Raw genomic sequence first — 15,398 nt, 5'->3', positions numbered from 1 at the left:
AATGTCAAAATATATAGTAAAGTTTTACAGAAGAGGTGATTTTCTAATGTATAAAAATATTTTAGAAGATTTTGGTGGGTCATCTCTTTTTCTATTTACAATAGGGCCGGTTCAACAATTTATTTCACAGGCGAGAAAAACACAAGATTTGTACGCTGGGAGCTTCTTATTATCATATCTTACTTTTATCGGTTTAGAAGAAATAATAGAAAAATATGGTGTTAGTAATGTGATTTATCCGAATTTGGAGAGTCAGCCTTTTTTAGAGTGGCATAATTTAAAAGTTAGTGGAAACAAAGATGGAGCTGTCTTTAATATAGATTTGCCTACTATTCCTAATAGATTTGTAGCTTTAATTCCGGAAATTGAAGAGAAAAACATTACTGAGTTGGCAGAAGGTATAAAGAGAAAAATAAAAAATGAATGGAATAATATGGTTAAAAAGATTTTATACGAGTTTAGCTTGATAGATAATTTGCATTTTTCAAAGAATGGGACAAACCGCCGAGAGTTGATAGTTAATCAGACAAAAGATTTCCCTGAAATTTATTGGGTGGCGATACCTTTTAAAAAAGATGGAAGAGAAATTGATATAGAAGATTTTTATGAGTTTTTTGAAAAGGGATTAATTGATGAAGAGATAAGAAAATATAGAGAAAAAAATGTCAAAAGTTTTCTCTATCATTTTGCTTATTCGGCTCTGGAAAGGGCGATGGGAGTAAGGAAAACTGTAAGGGAATTTGAACAAACAGAAGAATATGGATATAAATGTAAAGTTTGTGGAGTGAAGGAAGGGGTTATTAAAGCTGGTGTTGGGAGTTTAAAAGTAGGGAAATACATATCAAAAAAGGAGAATATTTGTATCAGTTGTTTTACAAAAAGATCTATTGACAAATATCTAAGTAAAGAAATAAGTGAAGTATTTAAGGATTACAGTTTTCCCTCAACAGCTGAGATAGCTGTTTCAAGTTTTAAAAAGAGAATACTAAATTCAGAGAAAGGCAAGAGGATATATGAAGCGTATTTTGACAAATTAAAGGAGGTTATTAAGGAAGAGGAAGTCTTTAAAACGATTTTAGTTAAACCTCTGAAAAGTTTAGAAAAATATTTCACTGACAATCTTGTCAATATTGAAGGTGAGTGGCTTTTTGAAGAGAATTTAACTATAAAGAATTTTGAAGAAGAATTAGGGATAAAAGTAAGTGGTAAAGAAGTAGAAATTTTGAAGCAGAAGTTGAAGAAACTTACAGAGTTACAGGAAGTAGGTGAGCCCAATCCCTATTATGCAATTATTTTATTTGATGGAGATAATATGGGTAAGTGGTTGTCAGGACATTTCCTTTCTCATATGATGCATGCTACAGAACATGAAGAAATAAAAAAGATAGGTGAAGAGATAAAAAAAGAATTTGAAATGACTTTAAATCATGGTGTCCTTTCTCCTATCTCTCATTCCCTTATTTCTCAAGCACTGAAAAACTATAGTCTAAAATTTGTAAGAAAAATAGTTGAAGAGGAACATTTGGGAAAAGTGGTTTATGCAGGTGGAGATGATGTTTTAGCATTTGCAAATGTGGAAGATTTGTTTGATGTTATGAGGAAATTGAGAGCATCTTTTTCTGGGAATGTGAGAGTTGAAAGTGATGAAATAAAGGTCGATTGGGAAAATACAAGTGGTTTTGTAGTATATGATAAAGAACATGTTTTTACACTTGGAGAAAAAGCGACAGCCTCCTGTGGAGTAGTAATAGCCCATTACAAAGAACCTCTTCAGAAAGTGTTGGAGAAATTAAGAGCTGTAGAAAGGAAAGCGAAAGAGCGTAGTGGTAAGGATAGTTTTGCCATTTCTCTCTTAAGGCGCTCAGGAGAAGAAAGAATAGCTGTGAGTAAGTGGAGGATAAACGGAATTGATATGTTAGAAAAGTTAAAAGAATTGGCTGTTGTTTTCTCAGGAGATGATGAAATATCTGTCTCAGATAAGATTATATACGTTTTAAGAGAAGAATTTAAGCAGTTAAAGGATGCTGATAATTTAGTTCCTTTTGACCTTGCGAGGGAAGAAATTAAAAGAGTTATTAGGAGGTCTATAGGTGAAAAAGATGATAAAGAGAAGAAAGAAAAAGTGGAAAAAGTAGTTAATTCTTTTATAGGAGTTTTTGAAAGTTATGGTGGGGATATAGATAATTTTTTGAATTTGATTTCCATTTCTGCCTTTGTAGGAAAGGGTGTGAAACGATGCTAATTAAACTAAAACCTTTTGATACATTATTTTTCAGGGATTCTAGACCTTTTACAAAAGGAGAAGATACATGGGCGGATTTTGTTTTTCCACCATATCCCTCGACTGTTTACGGTGCTATAAGAAGCTATCTGATTTTTAAAATGGGTAGTTTGCAGGATTTTAAAGAAGGTAAGTTTAGAGATATTTTAGGTGTTCCTAGCGAACCTGCTAATTTTACAATAAAAGGGCCTTTTTTGATGAAAGAAGACAAGCTTATTTTTAAGGTGCCATATGATCTGGTCAAATTAAAAGATGAAGATGGAAAAGTATTTTTACTTAATTTTATAAAAAAACCGTCATTACTTGTAAGTGATTTTCCCTTTGATTATGGGCTTTTGTGGAGAGGAAAAGAAAATGTAGATGATACTGTAGGATGGATGGAGCAGCTTAATTTTGAAGATTATTTGAAAGGGAGAAGGCAAGAGTTTGGTTTTGAAAAAGATGGGACATTCTACAAATTGGAAAATAAAACAGGAATCAGTATTGATAAAATTAGGGGGACAGTAGAAGAAGGACGTTTATACAGATTTACTATGGTGAGACTTGTAGAAGATACCAGCATTGTATTAAAGATTGAAGGCATTGAAGAGTTTGATGATAAAGGAGTTTTACAGTTGGGAGGTGAAAGAAAGGCAGTTGCCTTTGAGAAGATGGGGAAAGACTCTTTTGAAGATTTAGAAAATTTAGATCTTAATTTAGAAACTGGTATGTTTAAGATTTACTTGGCCACGCCTGCAATTTTTAAAAAAGGTTGGTTGCCTGATTGGATAGATGAAAAAACTTTGGAAGGAGAATTTAAGGGGATAAGGGTAAAACTTTTAACTTGTGCAATTGGAAAATATATCACAATTGGTGGCTGGGATATGGCAAAAGGAAAGTCTAAGCCTTTAAAAAAAGCTGTTCCTGCGGGCAGTGTGTATTATTTTAAAATTTTGAATGAGGTTGATAAAGAAAGGGTAAGAGAGATTTTTCACTTTAAAAATATCTCAGACGAAAAAGCGGAAGAAGGTTTTGGACTATCGATTATGGGGGAGGTTAAGAGATTATGAGGAAAGTAATAACAATGGTGGGGACCTCAATTTTTGATAACTATAGAGAAGAAAACACCAGTGATACTTTATTTAAAAGATATATAGAAGATTTGAAAGATAAGGGAGAATCAGAATATGGCGAAGAAATAAGGAGAATAAGGGATATAAAAAATAAAATTGCAAAGTGGATAAATGAGAAAAAATTGGAAGATAAAGTAGACATTTCAGCTGAAGTAAAAAGTTTGATTAAGTTAAAAGAAGAATTGAAAGAAGAATTGGAGATATACCTTTTATGTTCTGATACACTTTTGAGTATAGTAGCAGGTGAAATTATTGAAGAATTTATTGAAGATAATGAGGAGATGTTCAACATTCAAGCTGATCGTGTGAAAAAAGAGATTATAAAAGATTTACAGGTTTCAAATAGAGAAAAATTTGAAGATGGTATGAATAGGCTTGTAAATAAAATGTATGAGATTTCAAATGATTTTTGGGAAAATGTTGTTGTAAATGTAACTGGAGGGTTTAAAGCAACAATACCTTTTTTGACCATATTAGCCCAAGTAAATAAATGCCCTGTTTATTATATTTTTGAGAAAACTGATGTGCTGATAAAAATACCAAATGTTCCTATTAATATTGATTGGAGCATTTTTGAGGAACATGAAAGACTTTTTTCCGATATAGAAAAAGAAGGAATTAAAGAATTATCTGAGGGCTTAAAAGATATAGCAGATATTAAGGCTATAGTAGAATACACGGGGGATTTAATTAGTTTTAATCCTCTTGGTTTGACGCTTTGGAAAAAATATAAAGAACGATTTGAATTATTTTATATTTCGCCAATAGTTAAAGAGTTTATTGAAAGAAAAGAGAACAAACTAGTTGTTGATAATTCATTGATGGAGCTTAAAAGAAGATTATTGAATAATCCTGATCATCCTGATTTGGATCATAAGCTTCATGGCATAGATTTGAAAGGGTTTAAATGTTTTAAACATAAAGAGAGAAACTTACAGGTGAGAATTATATACACAACTGAAAGATGGGAAACAAGTTATGGAAGTGAAGAATTGAATATATATATTGGAGATATTGCAATAGGTAGTGAGGTACATAATGCTGAAACCGAGTACATAAAACAGTTTGCTAACAGTTTGCCTAAGATTGAAAACTTAAGTAGCTACGAAATTTACCGAATAGATAAAATAATTCAAGGGGAGGGATATTAATCATGTTTTTAAAATTCCAGCCTTTCTTTTTAATTTCAGAAACACCACTTCATCCGGGGAGTGGTAATGAATTAGGACTTGTGGATTTGCCTATACAAAGGGAAAGACATACTAATTTCCCTAAAATTGAAGGGTCGGGGTTGAAAGGAAGTATCAAGGAGGCATTTGAAAATTCGGAAAAAGAAATAGTAATGCCAAACAAAGGAAAACAGGGGGAGAAGATAAAAGTAAAAGATTACGTGTCACTGATTTTTGGGCCTGAAAGTGGGAATGAACATGCAGCTGCACTTGCTTTTATGGACGCAAAAATTTTGTTCTTTCCTGTAAAGTCATTGAGGGGGATTTTTGCTTGGATTACATGCCCTCAAGTGATAGAGAGGTTTAAAGAGGATATGAGAATGATAAAATTTAATAATGATGTAGAGAATTTTAAAGCAAAAGAAGGAACTATTCCAAAGGATTCAAATTTAGTAGTTTCTTCAAAAATTGTATTAGAGGAATATACATTTGAGGTTGTGCCAGATGATGAAACAACAAAAATTGCTAAATGGTTTGCTGAAAAAATATTTCCTTCAAAAGAACCTGATATATATAAATACTGGAGAGAGAAATTAATGAAAGATCTTGTGATACTTTCAGACGATGAATTTAAAGAATTTGTTTCTACCTCTACCGAAGTCATTGCAAGAACGATTATTGATGATAAAAAAGGTACAGCAAAAAATTTGTGGTATGAGGAGTACCTACCTCAAAATACGATTTTATATTCAATAGCTATGGCAACTGCAATAACGGAGGAGGAGCAAAGGAAGGGGGCTTTTGCTGACGAAACTTCTGAAAAAGAAGCCGAGAAAGTTATCAGCTATTTTAAAGAAGGACTTCATGAGGTTATACAAATTGGAGGAAATAAGACTATAGGTAAAGGCATCACAAGGATTCAGCTTCTAGAGGAGGGTAGACCATGAGTAATGAGCTGTCTACTATGCGCAAATTGGAAAAAGGTAGAGCAGAGTTTGCGTATGACTGTGTTAGACAAGCTATAGAAGAAGTATTTAAAGGTGAGGATGAAAAAGAAAGGAGAAAAGAATATAGATCATATGCTCGAAAAATTCCTACAATGATATTGACAAATGGACTTGGACAGGCACTTGCTTTTTTAAAAGCAAAGGCAGGAACTGATGAAGAAGAAAACGAAGCAGAGAAAGGGAAAAGTCGAGTATACCGATTGTTATATGAACAAATCACCAGGTACATGAAAAGTGAGACTACATCACGAATTTCTATGCCTCCTGAAAGAGAAGATTTATTGGGATGGGTAATTTCATGTGATTCAGTAGAGTATAGATATATAACTCAAGAAATATTGGCTTTCTTGACGTGGCTTTCAAGATTTGCGGAAGGAATGATAGAAAAATGACAAAATCTAGAGAAAAACGTAAGGATGATAAATACATTTTTTATAACCCTGCTGACACAAGAAGTTTGTTATTTAAGGAAATTGAAAAATATTCTATATTTAAATGGAATTCTCATACAAGAAAAGAAGAGGAAAAATCATTTGAATACCGCTCTTCATCATATATCAAGAACCCAGCTCTTATTTTTAGTAGATTAATTCCTTATTCTTTTGATGAGGAGGGGATTGTGAGAAAAGATAATAAAGTCGAGTATTTAAAATTAGTAGTTAATGAAATGGACAAACTAGGGAATGAGCTGGATTATATAAATGATCGGTTTGAGAGAGTGATAAATAGTTTTAGAAATAATGGGTTTGAAGTGAAAAGTTTCAAAGGGAAACCTTTATGGAGATTTGTAGTTGGTTTAGGAGCTTCACATCCCCAAGAGACTTCTATGGCACTTCATCACATCTATGGTGTGCCCTATATTCCAGCAAGTGCAATTAAGGGAATTATTAAACACTGGTCTGTTTTAAAATTTGCCGAAGAGTATGTAAAAATTAAAAAAGGTGAAGATGTTAATTTTGATACTGCGGTAGGAGAGGTTTCAGAAAAATTAAGAGAAGGGAAAAATTTATCCATAACAGTAGATAATATGTCTTTTTACGATTTAATTAGAATTTTTGGCACGCAAGAAAGAGAAGGAGAGATAATTTTCTTTGATGCGTATCCTTGTGGTAAGATAACATTGAAAATTGATGTAATGAATCCCCATTATAAGAATTATTATTTCGGTACACAACCTCCTGCTGATTGGGATCAACCACTACCTTTGTCTTTTTTAACTGTAGAAAATACTAAACTTGTATTTTATATTGCTGGAAAAGATGAAACTTTAACTTCAAAAGCCGTAAAATGGGCCAAAGATGCATTAAAGGAACATGGAGTTGGTGCGAAAACTTCTCTTGGGTATGGGATATTTATTGATTTCTAAATTTGATTCATGCAGCAGAACTATTTACAGAGGAATATTCTTTTTTTAAAGGCACATGGGTGATTGATTTTACGTTTGTGCTATTAATCATGGCTGTTATAGTGCTGGTTGTAGACTATTTTCTAAACTCCTTGTAATTTTATACTAAGACTGCTCTTTTAAAAGTTTTATAATTATGTGTCTTCTAAAAAATTTTCTTAATTTCATTGCATTATATCTGGTACCGTCTTTCGACAGAATATCTTTATTCTTCCAATGAAGTAGAAATTTTTAGTATTTACAATTTACATTAGTTTTTGAAAAGAAAAATGTAAAATAATGATAGGGTGAAAAATTATTATTCAAAACTTATCATTTATGAGATATAATGATATTGAGAAGGAGCAAAATGTCATGGATGATAAAAATGTAAAGGAAGCTGTTCACAATCAGCATGACAAAGGGTATAAATTTTTGTTATCCAGTAAGCGAGTGTTTATAGAGTTATTAAGAAGTTTTGTAAAACATGAATGGGTAAATGATATAGACGAGGCAAATGTAGTTAAAGTAGATAAGTCATTTGTATTACAAGACTTTGCAGATAAAGAAGCAGACTTGGTTTACAGAGTAAGATTGAAGGAAAGAGAAGTCATATTTTATATATTGATGGAGTTACAATCAACAGTTGACTATCAAATGCCCTACAGGTTACTTTTATACATGGTGGAGATATGGAGGAGCATATTAAAAGACGTACCAAAAAAAGAATCAAGAAGGAAAGATTTTGAATTACCAGTTATAGTGCAGATAGTACTGTACAATGGAAGTCGTAAATGGACAGCAAAGACAAGCTACAAAGAAATCCTGAATTCTTATGAAACTTTTGGAGAATATGCAGTAGATTTTAAATATATACTGATAGATGTGAATAGGTATACGAAAGAGGAGTTATTTAGGCTGGAGAATTTAATAGCGTCTGTATTTTTATTAGAACAAAAGGTAGAATTCGAAGAAATGATGGCAAGGCTTAATAAGGAATTGTCAAACACGTTAAAGAAATTGAATGAAGATGAAATATTATTATTTAAAGCATGGTTTAAAAAGATATTACTAGCTAGATTGCCTGAAGAAGAGCGAGAAAATATAGAGAGGATAATAGATGAAAACAAAGAGGTGGAAAAAATGATATCGAATCTTGAAAAAACCATATTGCAAGAGATGAAAGAACGAGAAAAGAAAGGTATGAAAAAAGGCATCGAGAAGGGTATGGAGAAGGGTATAGGGGTGACTGTTCTTAAATTGTTAGAGAAAAAGTTTGGAAGTGTTCCTGAAGAATATGTGAAGAAAATAGAGGGAGCAGGTAAGGAAACGTTGCTTAAGATTGTCGATAAAATATTTGAAATAGATAAGATAGAAGATTTGGAGAGGTTGCTGAAGTGAATGAATTTCAACAGGGTTATTCCTGTTTTTTTGTTTTTATATGGTAAAAGCTATAGAGACGGCCATAAAGGTGATTGTAAAAGCAATGGCATAGAAAAAAATTTTGTTTTACGGCTCAAACTTGTTAAAATAGAGTTAAATAAAAAAGAATGAGGGGAGAGGAATGGGGGCTCTTGTCCTTCTCGTAGGGCTTCCGGGTGCTGGCAAGTCAACTTTTGCGGCAGAGCTCAAGAAAAAACGACCTGATATAGTTGTAGTAAGTTCTGATGAGGTTCGCAAATACTTTTTTGGAGTTGTGTTTGAGCCGAAGGTGGAAAAGCAGGTGTGGTCTATAGTGCATTCTGCTGTTATAGGCAATTTAAAGCTTGGGAAGACAGTAGTTTTAGATGCGACAAATCTTACGAGAAGCGCAAGGTACAAATGGATAAGGTGGGCTGGGTGGTTTAAAAAACCTGTGATAGCTGTTTTTATCAATCCTCCTCTGGAGACAGTGTTTAAGCAAAATGCCATGAGAGAAAAAGAGTGGGTAGTACCCGAGGAGGAAATGAGAAAAAAGGTAATGATTCTAAAGGTTCCTCAGATGGAGGAAGGTTTTTATTCTGTTGTAAATATTGAAAAGGCAGATGAAGAATCGGTAAAGAAGGTTATTGAAGAACTTGAAAAAATAAAAGGTGAAACTTTTGAAAAGAGAAAAATTGTTCAAGTTAAGCAGTGAAATAAAATTATTTTTTGTCGAAAATAATTAAGAATAATACATTATTACTGGGGAGTGAGAAAATTGAAGGGGACAATCGTCGGGACATGGATAAAGACTCTAAGGGACCTTTACGGGAGTGAAGTGGTTGATGAATCTTTAAAAAGTGTGGGTTGGGAGGTAGACAGGGTAATTACGCCATTAGAAGACATTGAGGACGATGAAGTTAAGAGAATTTTTGCAAAAGTGAGTGAGATTACAGGCAAAAGTGTCAACGAAATATGGAGAGAGGTAGGAAGGCAGAATATAAAGACTTTTAGCGAATGGTTTCCTTCCTATTTTGCAGGGAGAAGGCTGGTGAATTTTTTAATGATGATGGATGAGGTACACCTACAGCTTACCAAGATGATAAAAGGAGCCACTCCTCCAAGGCTTATTGCAAAGCCTGTTGCAAAAGATGCCATTGAAATGGAATACGTTTCTAAAAGGAAGATGTACGATTACTTTTTAGGGCTTATAGAGGGTAGTTCTAAATTTTTCAAGGAAGAAATTTCAGTGGAAGAGGTCGAAAGAGGCGAAAAAGATGGCTTTTCAAGGCTAAAAGTCAGGATAAAATTTAAAAACCCCGTTTTTGAGTATAAGAAAAATGTCTGGGGAAAGATACTGGGCTTTGGCTTTATAAGGAGCAACTCTTTTAAACTGGCTTTATGGAGCTTTATCATAGGCTTTTTGGTAGTAGGATTTATATCTTCATGGGACCTTCTAAAAAGCTTTTCTGGCGCATTTATAATAGGAGCATTTACGTACCTATTTTCTTATGTTTTGAATATGTCTTCAAAGAATCTTCATGAATTTGTAAAAATCATGGGAAGCAGAAATTTAGAAGAGGAGTTTAAACTAGAAAGTGGTGACGTTTTTGAAGCTATTGCAGAGGAGTTAAACAGCGTAAAAGATACTATTAAGAAGGACATGCTGTTTTTAAAAGGCGGCACAGACGACATGCACAATTTTGTTCACAGGTTTAATGAGATTGCAGAGAACATGAAGAAGGTGTCTGAAGATATATCTTCTGTGGTGAATGATGTAGCTTCTTCTACAGTTCATCAGGCAGAAGAGATAGAAAGGGCTGTCGGAATACTGGACGAAAATATAAAAAAGATAAATGAGATTGCAGGAACTAGCAAGGAGAGCAATGAAAAACTGGAAAATTCTATAGGAAATATAAAAAGGGCAAATACCGATGTAACGGACGTTGCAAAAGAGTTGTCACAGGTAGAAGTGGATTTTTCTAGTATATACGAAATGGGCAGGTTACTTTCAGATAGCGCTAAAGATATCATGGCAATAGTCACTACTGTAGAGGAGATTTCAGACCAGACTAATTTGCTTGCACTGAATGCGGCTATTGAAGCAGCAAGGGCAGGAGAGGCAGGAAGAGGATTTGCAGTAGTAGCAGAAGAAGTGAGGAATTTAGCTGAAAATTCGAAAAATGCTGTAAAGACCATAACAGAAAGCCTAGTTAACTTTACAGGTCAGGTAGAGACTTTGGCAGAGAAGATAAGTGCCCAGTTTGAGAGGCTTAAAAAGAGCATTTCCACTCTGGAGAAGGTGGTAGAAAAAAATACAATGGCTACAGAAGAGGTTGCAGGGATATCAAGCGTGATAGTGGAATCTGCAAACAGGCTTTATGAGGAGGCAGAGAAGCTTTCAGAGGTCTTTGGGCATCTTGAAAATCTAGCCGCCATTTCAGAAGAGAATTCGGCTTCTTCTGAGGAAATGAGTGCCAATGTTACAGAGTATTCAAACAGAATAAGGGAATTTATAGAGCAGATAAAGCAGATGGAGACACTTGTTACAAACTTTAAGAAGGAGCTTGATAAATACAAAGTTTGAAGAAGGTGGTATTTGTGAAAATAGGGCTTGTAAGTGACACTCACGGGGATTATAAGTCTTGGGAGAAGGCGTTTAGGTTTTTGAAAGAATGTGATATAATCCTGCACGCTGGTGATGTGCTTTATCATGGGCCTAGAAATCCCCTCCCGGAAGGGTACGACCCTAAAAAGCTGGCAGAGGCGATAAATTCCTGTGAGATTCCTATCCTCATAGCGGAGGGAAACTGTGATGCCTATGTAGACCAGATGGTTATTAATGTACCTATTACACCTTATGTTTTTACCGTAATTGAAGGGAAAAGGATTATGGTAAATCACGGGCATCTGCTGACTGATGAGGAGATAGAAAAGCTCATTTTAAGATACAGTTTAGACTACTTTATTGTAGGCCATACTCACATCCCTGTCGTGAAAAAGATAGGCAAATGTACTCTGATAAATCCCGGTTCCACTTCTCTCAGCAAGAGGGAGGATAAAATAAATTCCATTGGGTTTGTTGAAATTGAGAAAGACAGAGCTTATGTGATTAATCTGGAAAATGGGGAGAAAATCATTGATTGAAATTGAAAGGAGAAGGTGTAAAAGGTGAAGTATATAAATATTGGCAATGAGATAAAAGCTTCTTCCATAGCTTTGGGGTGCATGAGAATAAGCGATAAACCTACAAAGCAGGTAGAAGAGCTTATTGATACTGCTTTAGAAGAGGGTATAAATTTTTTTGACCATGCTGATATATACGGAGGAGGAAAGTCGGAAGAAGTATTTGGAAAAGTTTTAAAAAAGAAAAAAGGCTTAAGGGAAAAAATTATTATACAGACGAAATGCGGAATAAGAAGCGGCTATTACGATTTTTCAAAGGAACACATATTAAAATCTGTAGAGGGAAGTTTGAAAAGGCTTGGAACTGACTACATAGATATTTTATTATTACATAGGCCTGATACTTTGATGGAACCCGAAGAGGTTGCAGAGGCATTTTCGATATTACATAGCAGTGGAAAGGTTAGAAATTTTGGTGTGAGCAATTTTAACCCTATGCAGATTGAGCTTTTGAGTAAATATTTAAATCAAAGACTTATTGTAAATCAGTTGCAGTTTAGTATTGTTCATACTGGTATGATTGATTTTGGTTTTAATGTGAATATGAAGGTAGATCAAGCGATAAATAGAGATGGAAGTGTCCTGGAGTATTGCAGGTTGAAAGGAATTACTATACAAGCATGGTCTCCTTTCCAGTATGGATTTTTTGAGGGGACTTTCTTGGGGAATGAGAAATTTAAGGAATTGAATGAAAAAATTGATGAGATAGCTATACAAAAAGGAGTACCCAGTATTGCTATACCTATTGCGTGGATTTTAAGACATCCTGCAAAAATACAGGCTATTGTTGGTACGACGAACCCAGCTCGATTAAAAGATATCTGTAAGGCAGCAGATATTGAACTTACAAGAGAGGAATGGTATGCTTTATATAGGTCTGCGGGAAACAAATTGCCATGAGATAGCGCGTTTGCGCGCTATTTTTTATTATTTAGCCTTACAAGTGTGGTATAATGAAATCACCGAAAGATTTGGGAAGGTGATGAAAATGGATAGTAGAGATAATTCAGGGAGTTATGGCTATAAAGAAAAAGGGGTTATTTCCGAGAGAGCTGTAGGTATGATATTAATTGTGGTGTAAGGCTTTTAAGAACTAGCCTTGAAGCAGCATAAGACTAAAAAATCAGTAAAAAGGAATTTGAAAAGGCGCAGATTAAAATTTTAAAATGAGGTGAACAAATGATTACAAAGGTCAAAAATTTATTTAAAGGTGAACATCGCCCTGAACTTATGGCTTTAGATTTTATTAAATACATAGGTCCTGGGCTACTGGTTACTGTGGGTTTTATTGACCCGGGAAATTGGGCTTCTAATGTTGCTGCAGGTTCGTCTTACGGTTATAAGCTTTTATGGATGGTGACTTTATCTACTATCATGCTCATTATACTTCAACATAATGCTGCACATCTGGGTATAGTTACAGGTTATTGCATGTCTGAAGCTGCAACTAAGTTTTTAAAGCCTTTTACTTCGAGGTTAGTTCTTATTTCAGCTGTCTTTGCGGCGATTTTGACGGCGATGGCAGAAATTTTAGGTGCCGCGATAGCTCTTCAAATGCTTTTTAAGATACCTATAAAGGTAGGAAGTTTGATTACTGTTGTTTTTGTGTCATGGATGCTTTATACAAATTCCTATAAAAAGTTGGAAAAATGGATTATAGGTTTTGTATCTCTTATTGGCATTTCTTTTATATTTGAGCTTTCGCTAATTGATGTGAAATGGGCAGAGGTAGCTTCAAGCTGGGTGAAACCAGAATTTCCAGCAGGTTCTATGCCTATAATTATGAGTGTGCTTGGTGCTGTTGTTATGCCCCACAATTTGTTTTTGCACTCGGAGATAATACAAAGCAGACAGTGGAATTTAGAAGATGAGAAAGTCATTGTGAAACAGCTTAATTATGAGTATCTTGACACTATCTTTTCTATGATAATAGGTTGGGGGATAAACAGTGCTATGATTATTGTTGCGGCATCGGCTTTTTTTACCAATAATGTAACTGTAACAGAGCTTAATCAAGCACAGCAGATGTTAAAACCTCTTTTGGGAAATGCATCAGCAGTGGTTTTTGCTTTGGCTCTTCTTTTTGCGGGAATTTCTTCATCTATAACAGCAGGTATGGCAGGCGGAAGTATTTTTGCAGGGATATATGGAGAACCTTATGATATACACGATGCCCACACAAAAGTTGGCGTAGGAATTACATATATTTTTGCAGTGCTAATAATATTCTTTGTAAAAAGCCCCTTTGAAGGACTGGTTTATTCGCAGATGTTTTTAAGTGTACAGCTTCCAATTACAATCTTTTTGCTCATTTATTTGACTTCTTCAAAAAAGATCATGGGTAAGTTTGCAAATACATTGCTTTATAAGGTATTGTTGTGGACTATAGGAGTTATAGTGACGGTTTTAAATGCGATGCTTCTTATGAGCTTTGTTGGGTGATTGATATGAATGCTATAAAATGGTAGAATATATGTAAAGAAATTTTGTGTGGTGAGGAAGATGAGTATCACTGATGAAGAGAAAAAGAAAATACGTGAAAATTGGCGTATAAGAAGTGAAAAAGAGAAAGAAATGCTAGAAATACGAAAAAGGGAGGCATTAGATAAAGCGTATAAGATTGCTAAATTTTTGAAAGAAAAATATAATGTGAGTAAAGTTGTCTTGTATGGATCACTGGCAAGGGGATTTGATTTTTGGGAGTTTTCAGATATTGATATTTTTGTAGATGATTGGGATGATGATAAGTTTAACTACTGGACAATGTTTGTTGAGATAGAGAATATTGCAAGGCCTTATAAAGTGAGTATAGTTACACAACGGGATGCTACGGAGGCTTTGTTAAAGGAAATAGAGAAAGAGGGGAGGGAAATAGGGTAGTGGATGTGGGTAAAATAAAAGTTACTTCAGCAAGACTCAAAATGGAACTTGAGAATATACAAAAATTGTATGATACTTTAAAAACCAAAGATATGTTTGACAAAAAAACTTTGAAGCAAAAACTGACTGATGATTTTGTGTTAAGAGCTGTTGGCTCTATTTTCCATGATTTTTATACTGCTGTTGAAAATATGTTTAAAATTGTTGCAAAAAATATAGATGGTTTTATGCCATCTGGGGCTGAATGGCATTTAGAATTACTTGAGCAAATGTCTATGCCGATAGAAGGGGAAAGACCAGCTTTTATAAATACAGGTACTAAATTATTGCTTAATGAATTTAGGGGATTTAGACATATTTTTAGAAATATTTATGGGTTTAATCTTATGCCCGAACGAATAGCAAGATTGTTAGAGATTTTTCCAGAAGCTGTGGATAATCTAAAAAAGGATGTTGAGAAATTTATCAATGAGATGGAATCTATTATAAAAGAGGGTAGTGTCAAGTAGGAACATGAGGATTCCCTAAAAAATAGAAATTGTAGGTAGTAGTTAGCAAAGAAATCAGTGATTATTAAATCAATAACTTAAAATGACACCTAGGAAAAAACTATAGGTAAATAAAATCTAAGCTTTTATGGGCAAAGAAGGCAAATATCACCCTATGGTAAGCTAGACTATTTCAAATACAGTCTAACTTACCACACAAAAGTTGTCAAGATTATAAAGTTTAATTAAGCTCAACAAACCATTGAATCAGTTTAGCCCAATTATCCACTTGGTGGCCATGTTTATCTTTAAGGGGTGCAAGTACTTTGCTATTGGAAGCCTCATGAGGTTTCAAGTGATTGTAGTATAGCTGATATAGCAATGCATGAGCGACAGCACCTTCAAAAGAACTAAAAGACTTATGGCGCTTGTAATGAGCCTTGTAAGAGCCAAATAAGCGTTCTAAACGGTTTTTATACGGTCTGTAAGT

General features: G+C 34.1%; 14 protein-coding genes and 1 pseudogene. 14 read left to right on the top strand and 1 reads right to left on the bottom strand.

Features of this window, described 5'->3' with window-relative positions; translation table 11 throughout:
* The first annotated feature begins 1 nt into the window (after position 1).
* From cas10 to EV203_RS09855, 14 genes are all read left to right on the top strand, one after another.
* Positions 2-2,242: a type III-B CRISPR-associated protein Cas10/Cmr2 gene (gene cas10, locus EV203_RS09920; RefSeq protein ID WP_132040385.1), complete on the top strand. Its 2,241-nt coding sequence runs from the start codon at positions 2-4 to the stop codon at positions 2,240-2,242.
* Complete coding sequence (gene cmr3 / locus EV203_RS09915; protein ID WP_132040383.1) at positions 2,236-3,330, top strand: type III-B CRISPR module-associated protein Cmr3; 1,095 nt, start codon at positions 2,236-2,238, stop codon at positions 3,328-3,330. Before cas10 ends, cmr3 begins: the two co-directional genes overlap by 7 nt.
* Positions 3,327-4,544, top strand: a complete 1,218-nt coding sequence (locus EV203_RS09910; RefSeq protein WP_132040381.1) for a putative CRISPR-associated protein — start codon at positions 3,327-3,329, stop codon at positions 4,542-4,544. The genes cmr3 and EV203_RS09910 overlap by 4 nt, the downstream gene beginning before the upstream one ends.
* A gap of 2 nt (positions 4,545-4,546) precedes the next feature.
* Positions 4,547-5,509, top strand: a complete 963-nt coding sequence (gene cmr4, locus EV203_RS09905) for a type III-B CRISPR module RAMP protein Cmr4 (protein WP_132040379.1) — start codon at positions 4,547-4,549, stop codon at positions 5,507-5,509.
* Positions 5,506-5,961: a type III-B CRISPR module-associated protein Cmr5 gene (cmr5, locus tag EV203_RS09900; RefSeq protein ID WP_132040377.1), complete on the top strand. Its 456-nt coding sequence runs from the start codon at positions 5,506-5,508 to the stop codon at positions 5,959-5,961. Before cmr4 ends, cmr5 begins: the two co-directional genes overlap by 4 nt.
* Positions 5,958-6,935 carry a type III-B CRISPR module RAMP protein Cmr6 gene (gene cmr6 / locus EV203_RS09895; protein WP_132040375.1) on the top strand — a complete coding sequence of 326 codons (978 nt, stop codon included), beginning with the start codon at positions 5,958-5,960 and terminating at the stop codon, positions 6,933-6,935. The genes cmr5 and cmr6 overlap by 4 nt, the downstream gene beginning before the upstream one ends.
* Positions 6,936-7,328: 393 nt before the next feature.
* Positions 7,329-8,354, top strand: coding sequence for an Rpn family recombination-promoting nuclease/putative transposase (locus EV203_RS09890; protein WP_132040426.1), 1,026 nt, complete (start codon positions 7,329-7,331; stop codon positions 8,352-8,354).
* A 163-nt stretch (positions 8,355-8,517) separates the two neighbouring features.
* Positions 8,518-9,069, top strand: a complete 552-nt coding sequence (locus tag EV203_RS09885) for an ATP-binding protein (RefSeq protein WP_132040373.1) — start codon at positions 8,518-8,520, stop codon at positions 9,067-9,069.
* 54 nt (positions 9,070-9,123) lie between these two features.
* Positions 9,124-10,941 carry a heme NO-binding domain-containing protein gene (locus EV203_RS09880; protein ID WP_132040371.1) on the top strand — a complete coding sequence of 606 codons (1,818 nt, stop codon included), beginning with the start codon at positions 9,124-9,126 and terminating at the stop codon, positions 10,939-10,941.
* A gap of 14 nt (positions 10,942-10,955) precedes the next feature.
* On the top strand, positions 10,956-11,501 hold the full coding sequence (gene yfcE / locus EV203_RS09875) for a phosphodiesterase (RefSeq protein WP_022588866.1): 546 nt from the start codon (positions 10,956-10,958) through the stop codon (positions 11,499-11,501).
* A gap of 24 nt (positions 11,502-11,525) precedes the next feature.
* Positions 11,526-12,440, top strand: a complete 915-nt coding sequence (locus EV203_RS09870) for an aldo/keto reductase (RefSeq protein ID WP_132040369.1) — start codon at positions 11,526-11,528, stop codon at positions 12,438-12,440.
* A gap of 279 nt (positions 12,441-12,719) precedes the next feature.
* Positions 12,720-13,982 (top strand): Nramp family divalent metal transporter, encoded by a 1,263-nt coding sequence (locus EV203_RS09865; protein ID WP_132040367.1) that lies wholly within the window; start codon positions 12,720-12,722, stop codon positions 13,980-13,982.
* Positions 13,983-14,042: 60 nt separating this feature from the next.
* Positions 14,043-14,420 carry a nucleotidyltransferase family protein gene (locus EV203_RS09860; RefSeq protein WP_132040424.1) on the top strand — a complete coding sequence of 126 codons (378 nt, stop codon included), beginning with the start codon at positions 14,043-14,045 and terminating at the stop codon, positions 14,418-14,420.
* A complete protein-coding gene (locus tag EV203_RS09855; RefSeq protein ID WP_132040365.1) occupies positions 14,420-14,929 on the top strand; it encodes a ribonuclease toxin HepT-like protein in 510 nt (169 codons plus the stop codon). The genes EV203_RS09860 and EV203_RS09855 overlap by 1 nt, the downstream gene beginning before the upstream one ends.
* A 220-nt stretch (positions 14,930-15,149) precedes the next feature.
* On the opposite strand, the pseudogene EV203_RS13550 reads toward EV203_RS09855, so the two are convergent.
* Positions 15,150-15,398, bottom strand: a pseudogene (locus EV203_RS13550) (DDE-type integrase/transposase/recombinase); the annotation flags it as partial.

Source organism: Caldanaerobacter subterraneus (assembly GCF_004345675.1).
In the GTDB taxonomy this organism is placed as follows: Bacteria; Bacillota; Thermoanaerobacteria; order Thermoanaerobacterales; family Thermoanaerobacteraceae; genus Thermoanaerobacter; species Thermoanaerobacter subterraneus.
Note: the sequence above shows the minus strand (reverse complement) of the source record. Positions and strands in the feature narration are given on the sequence as shown.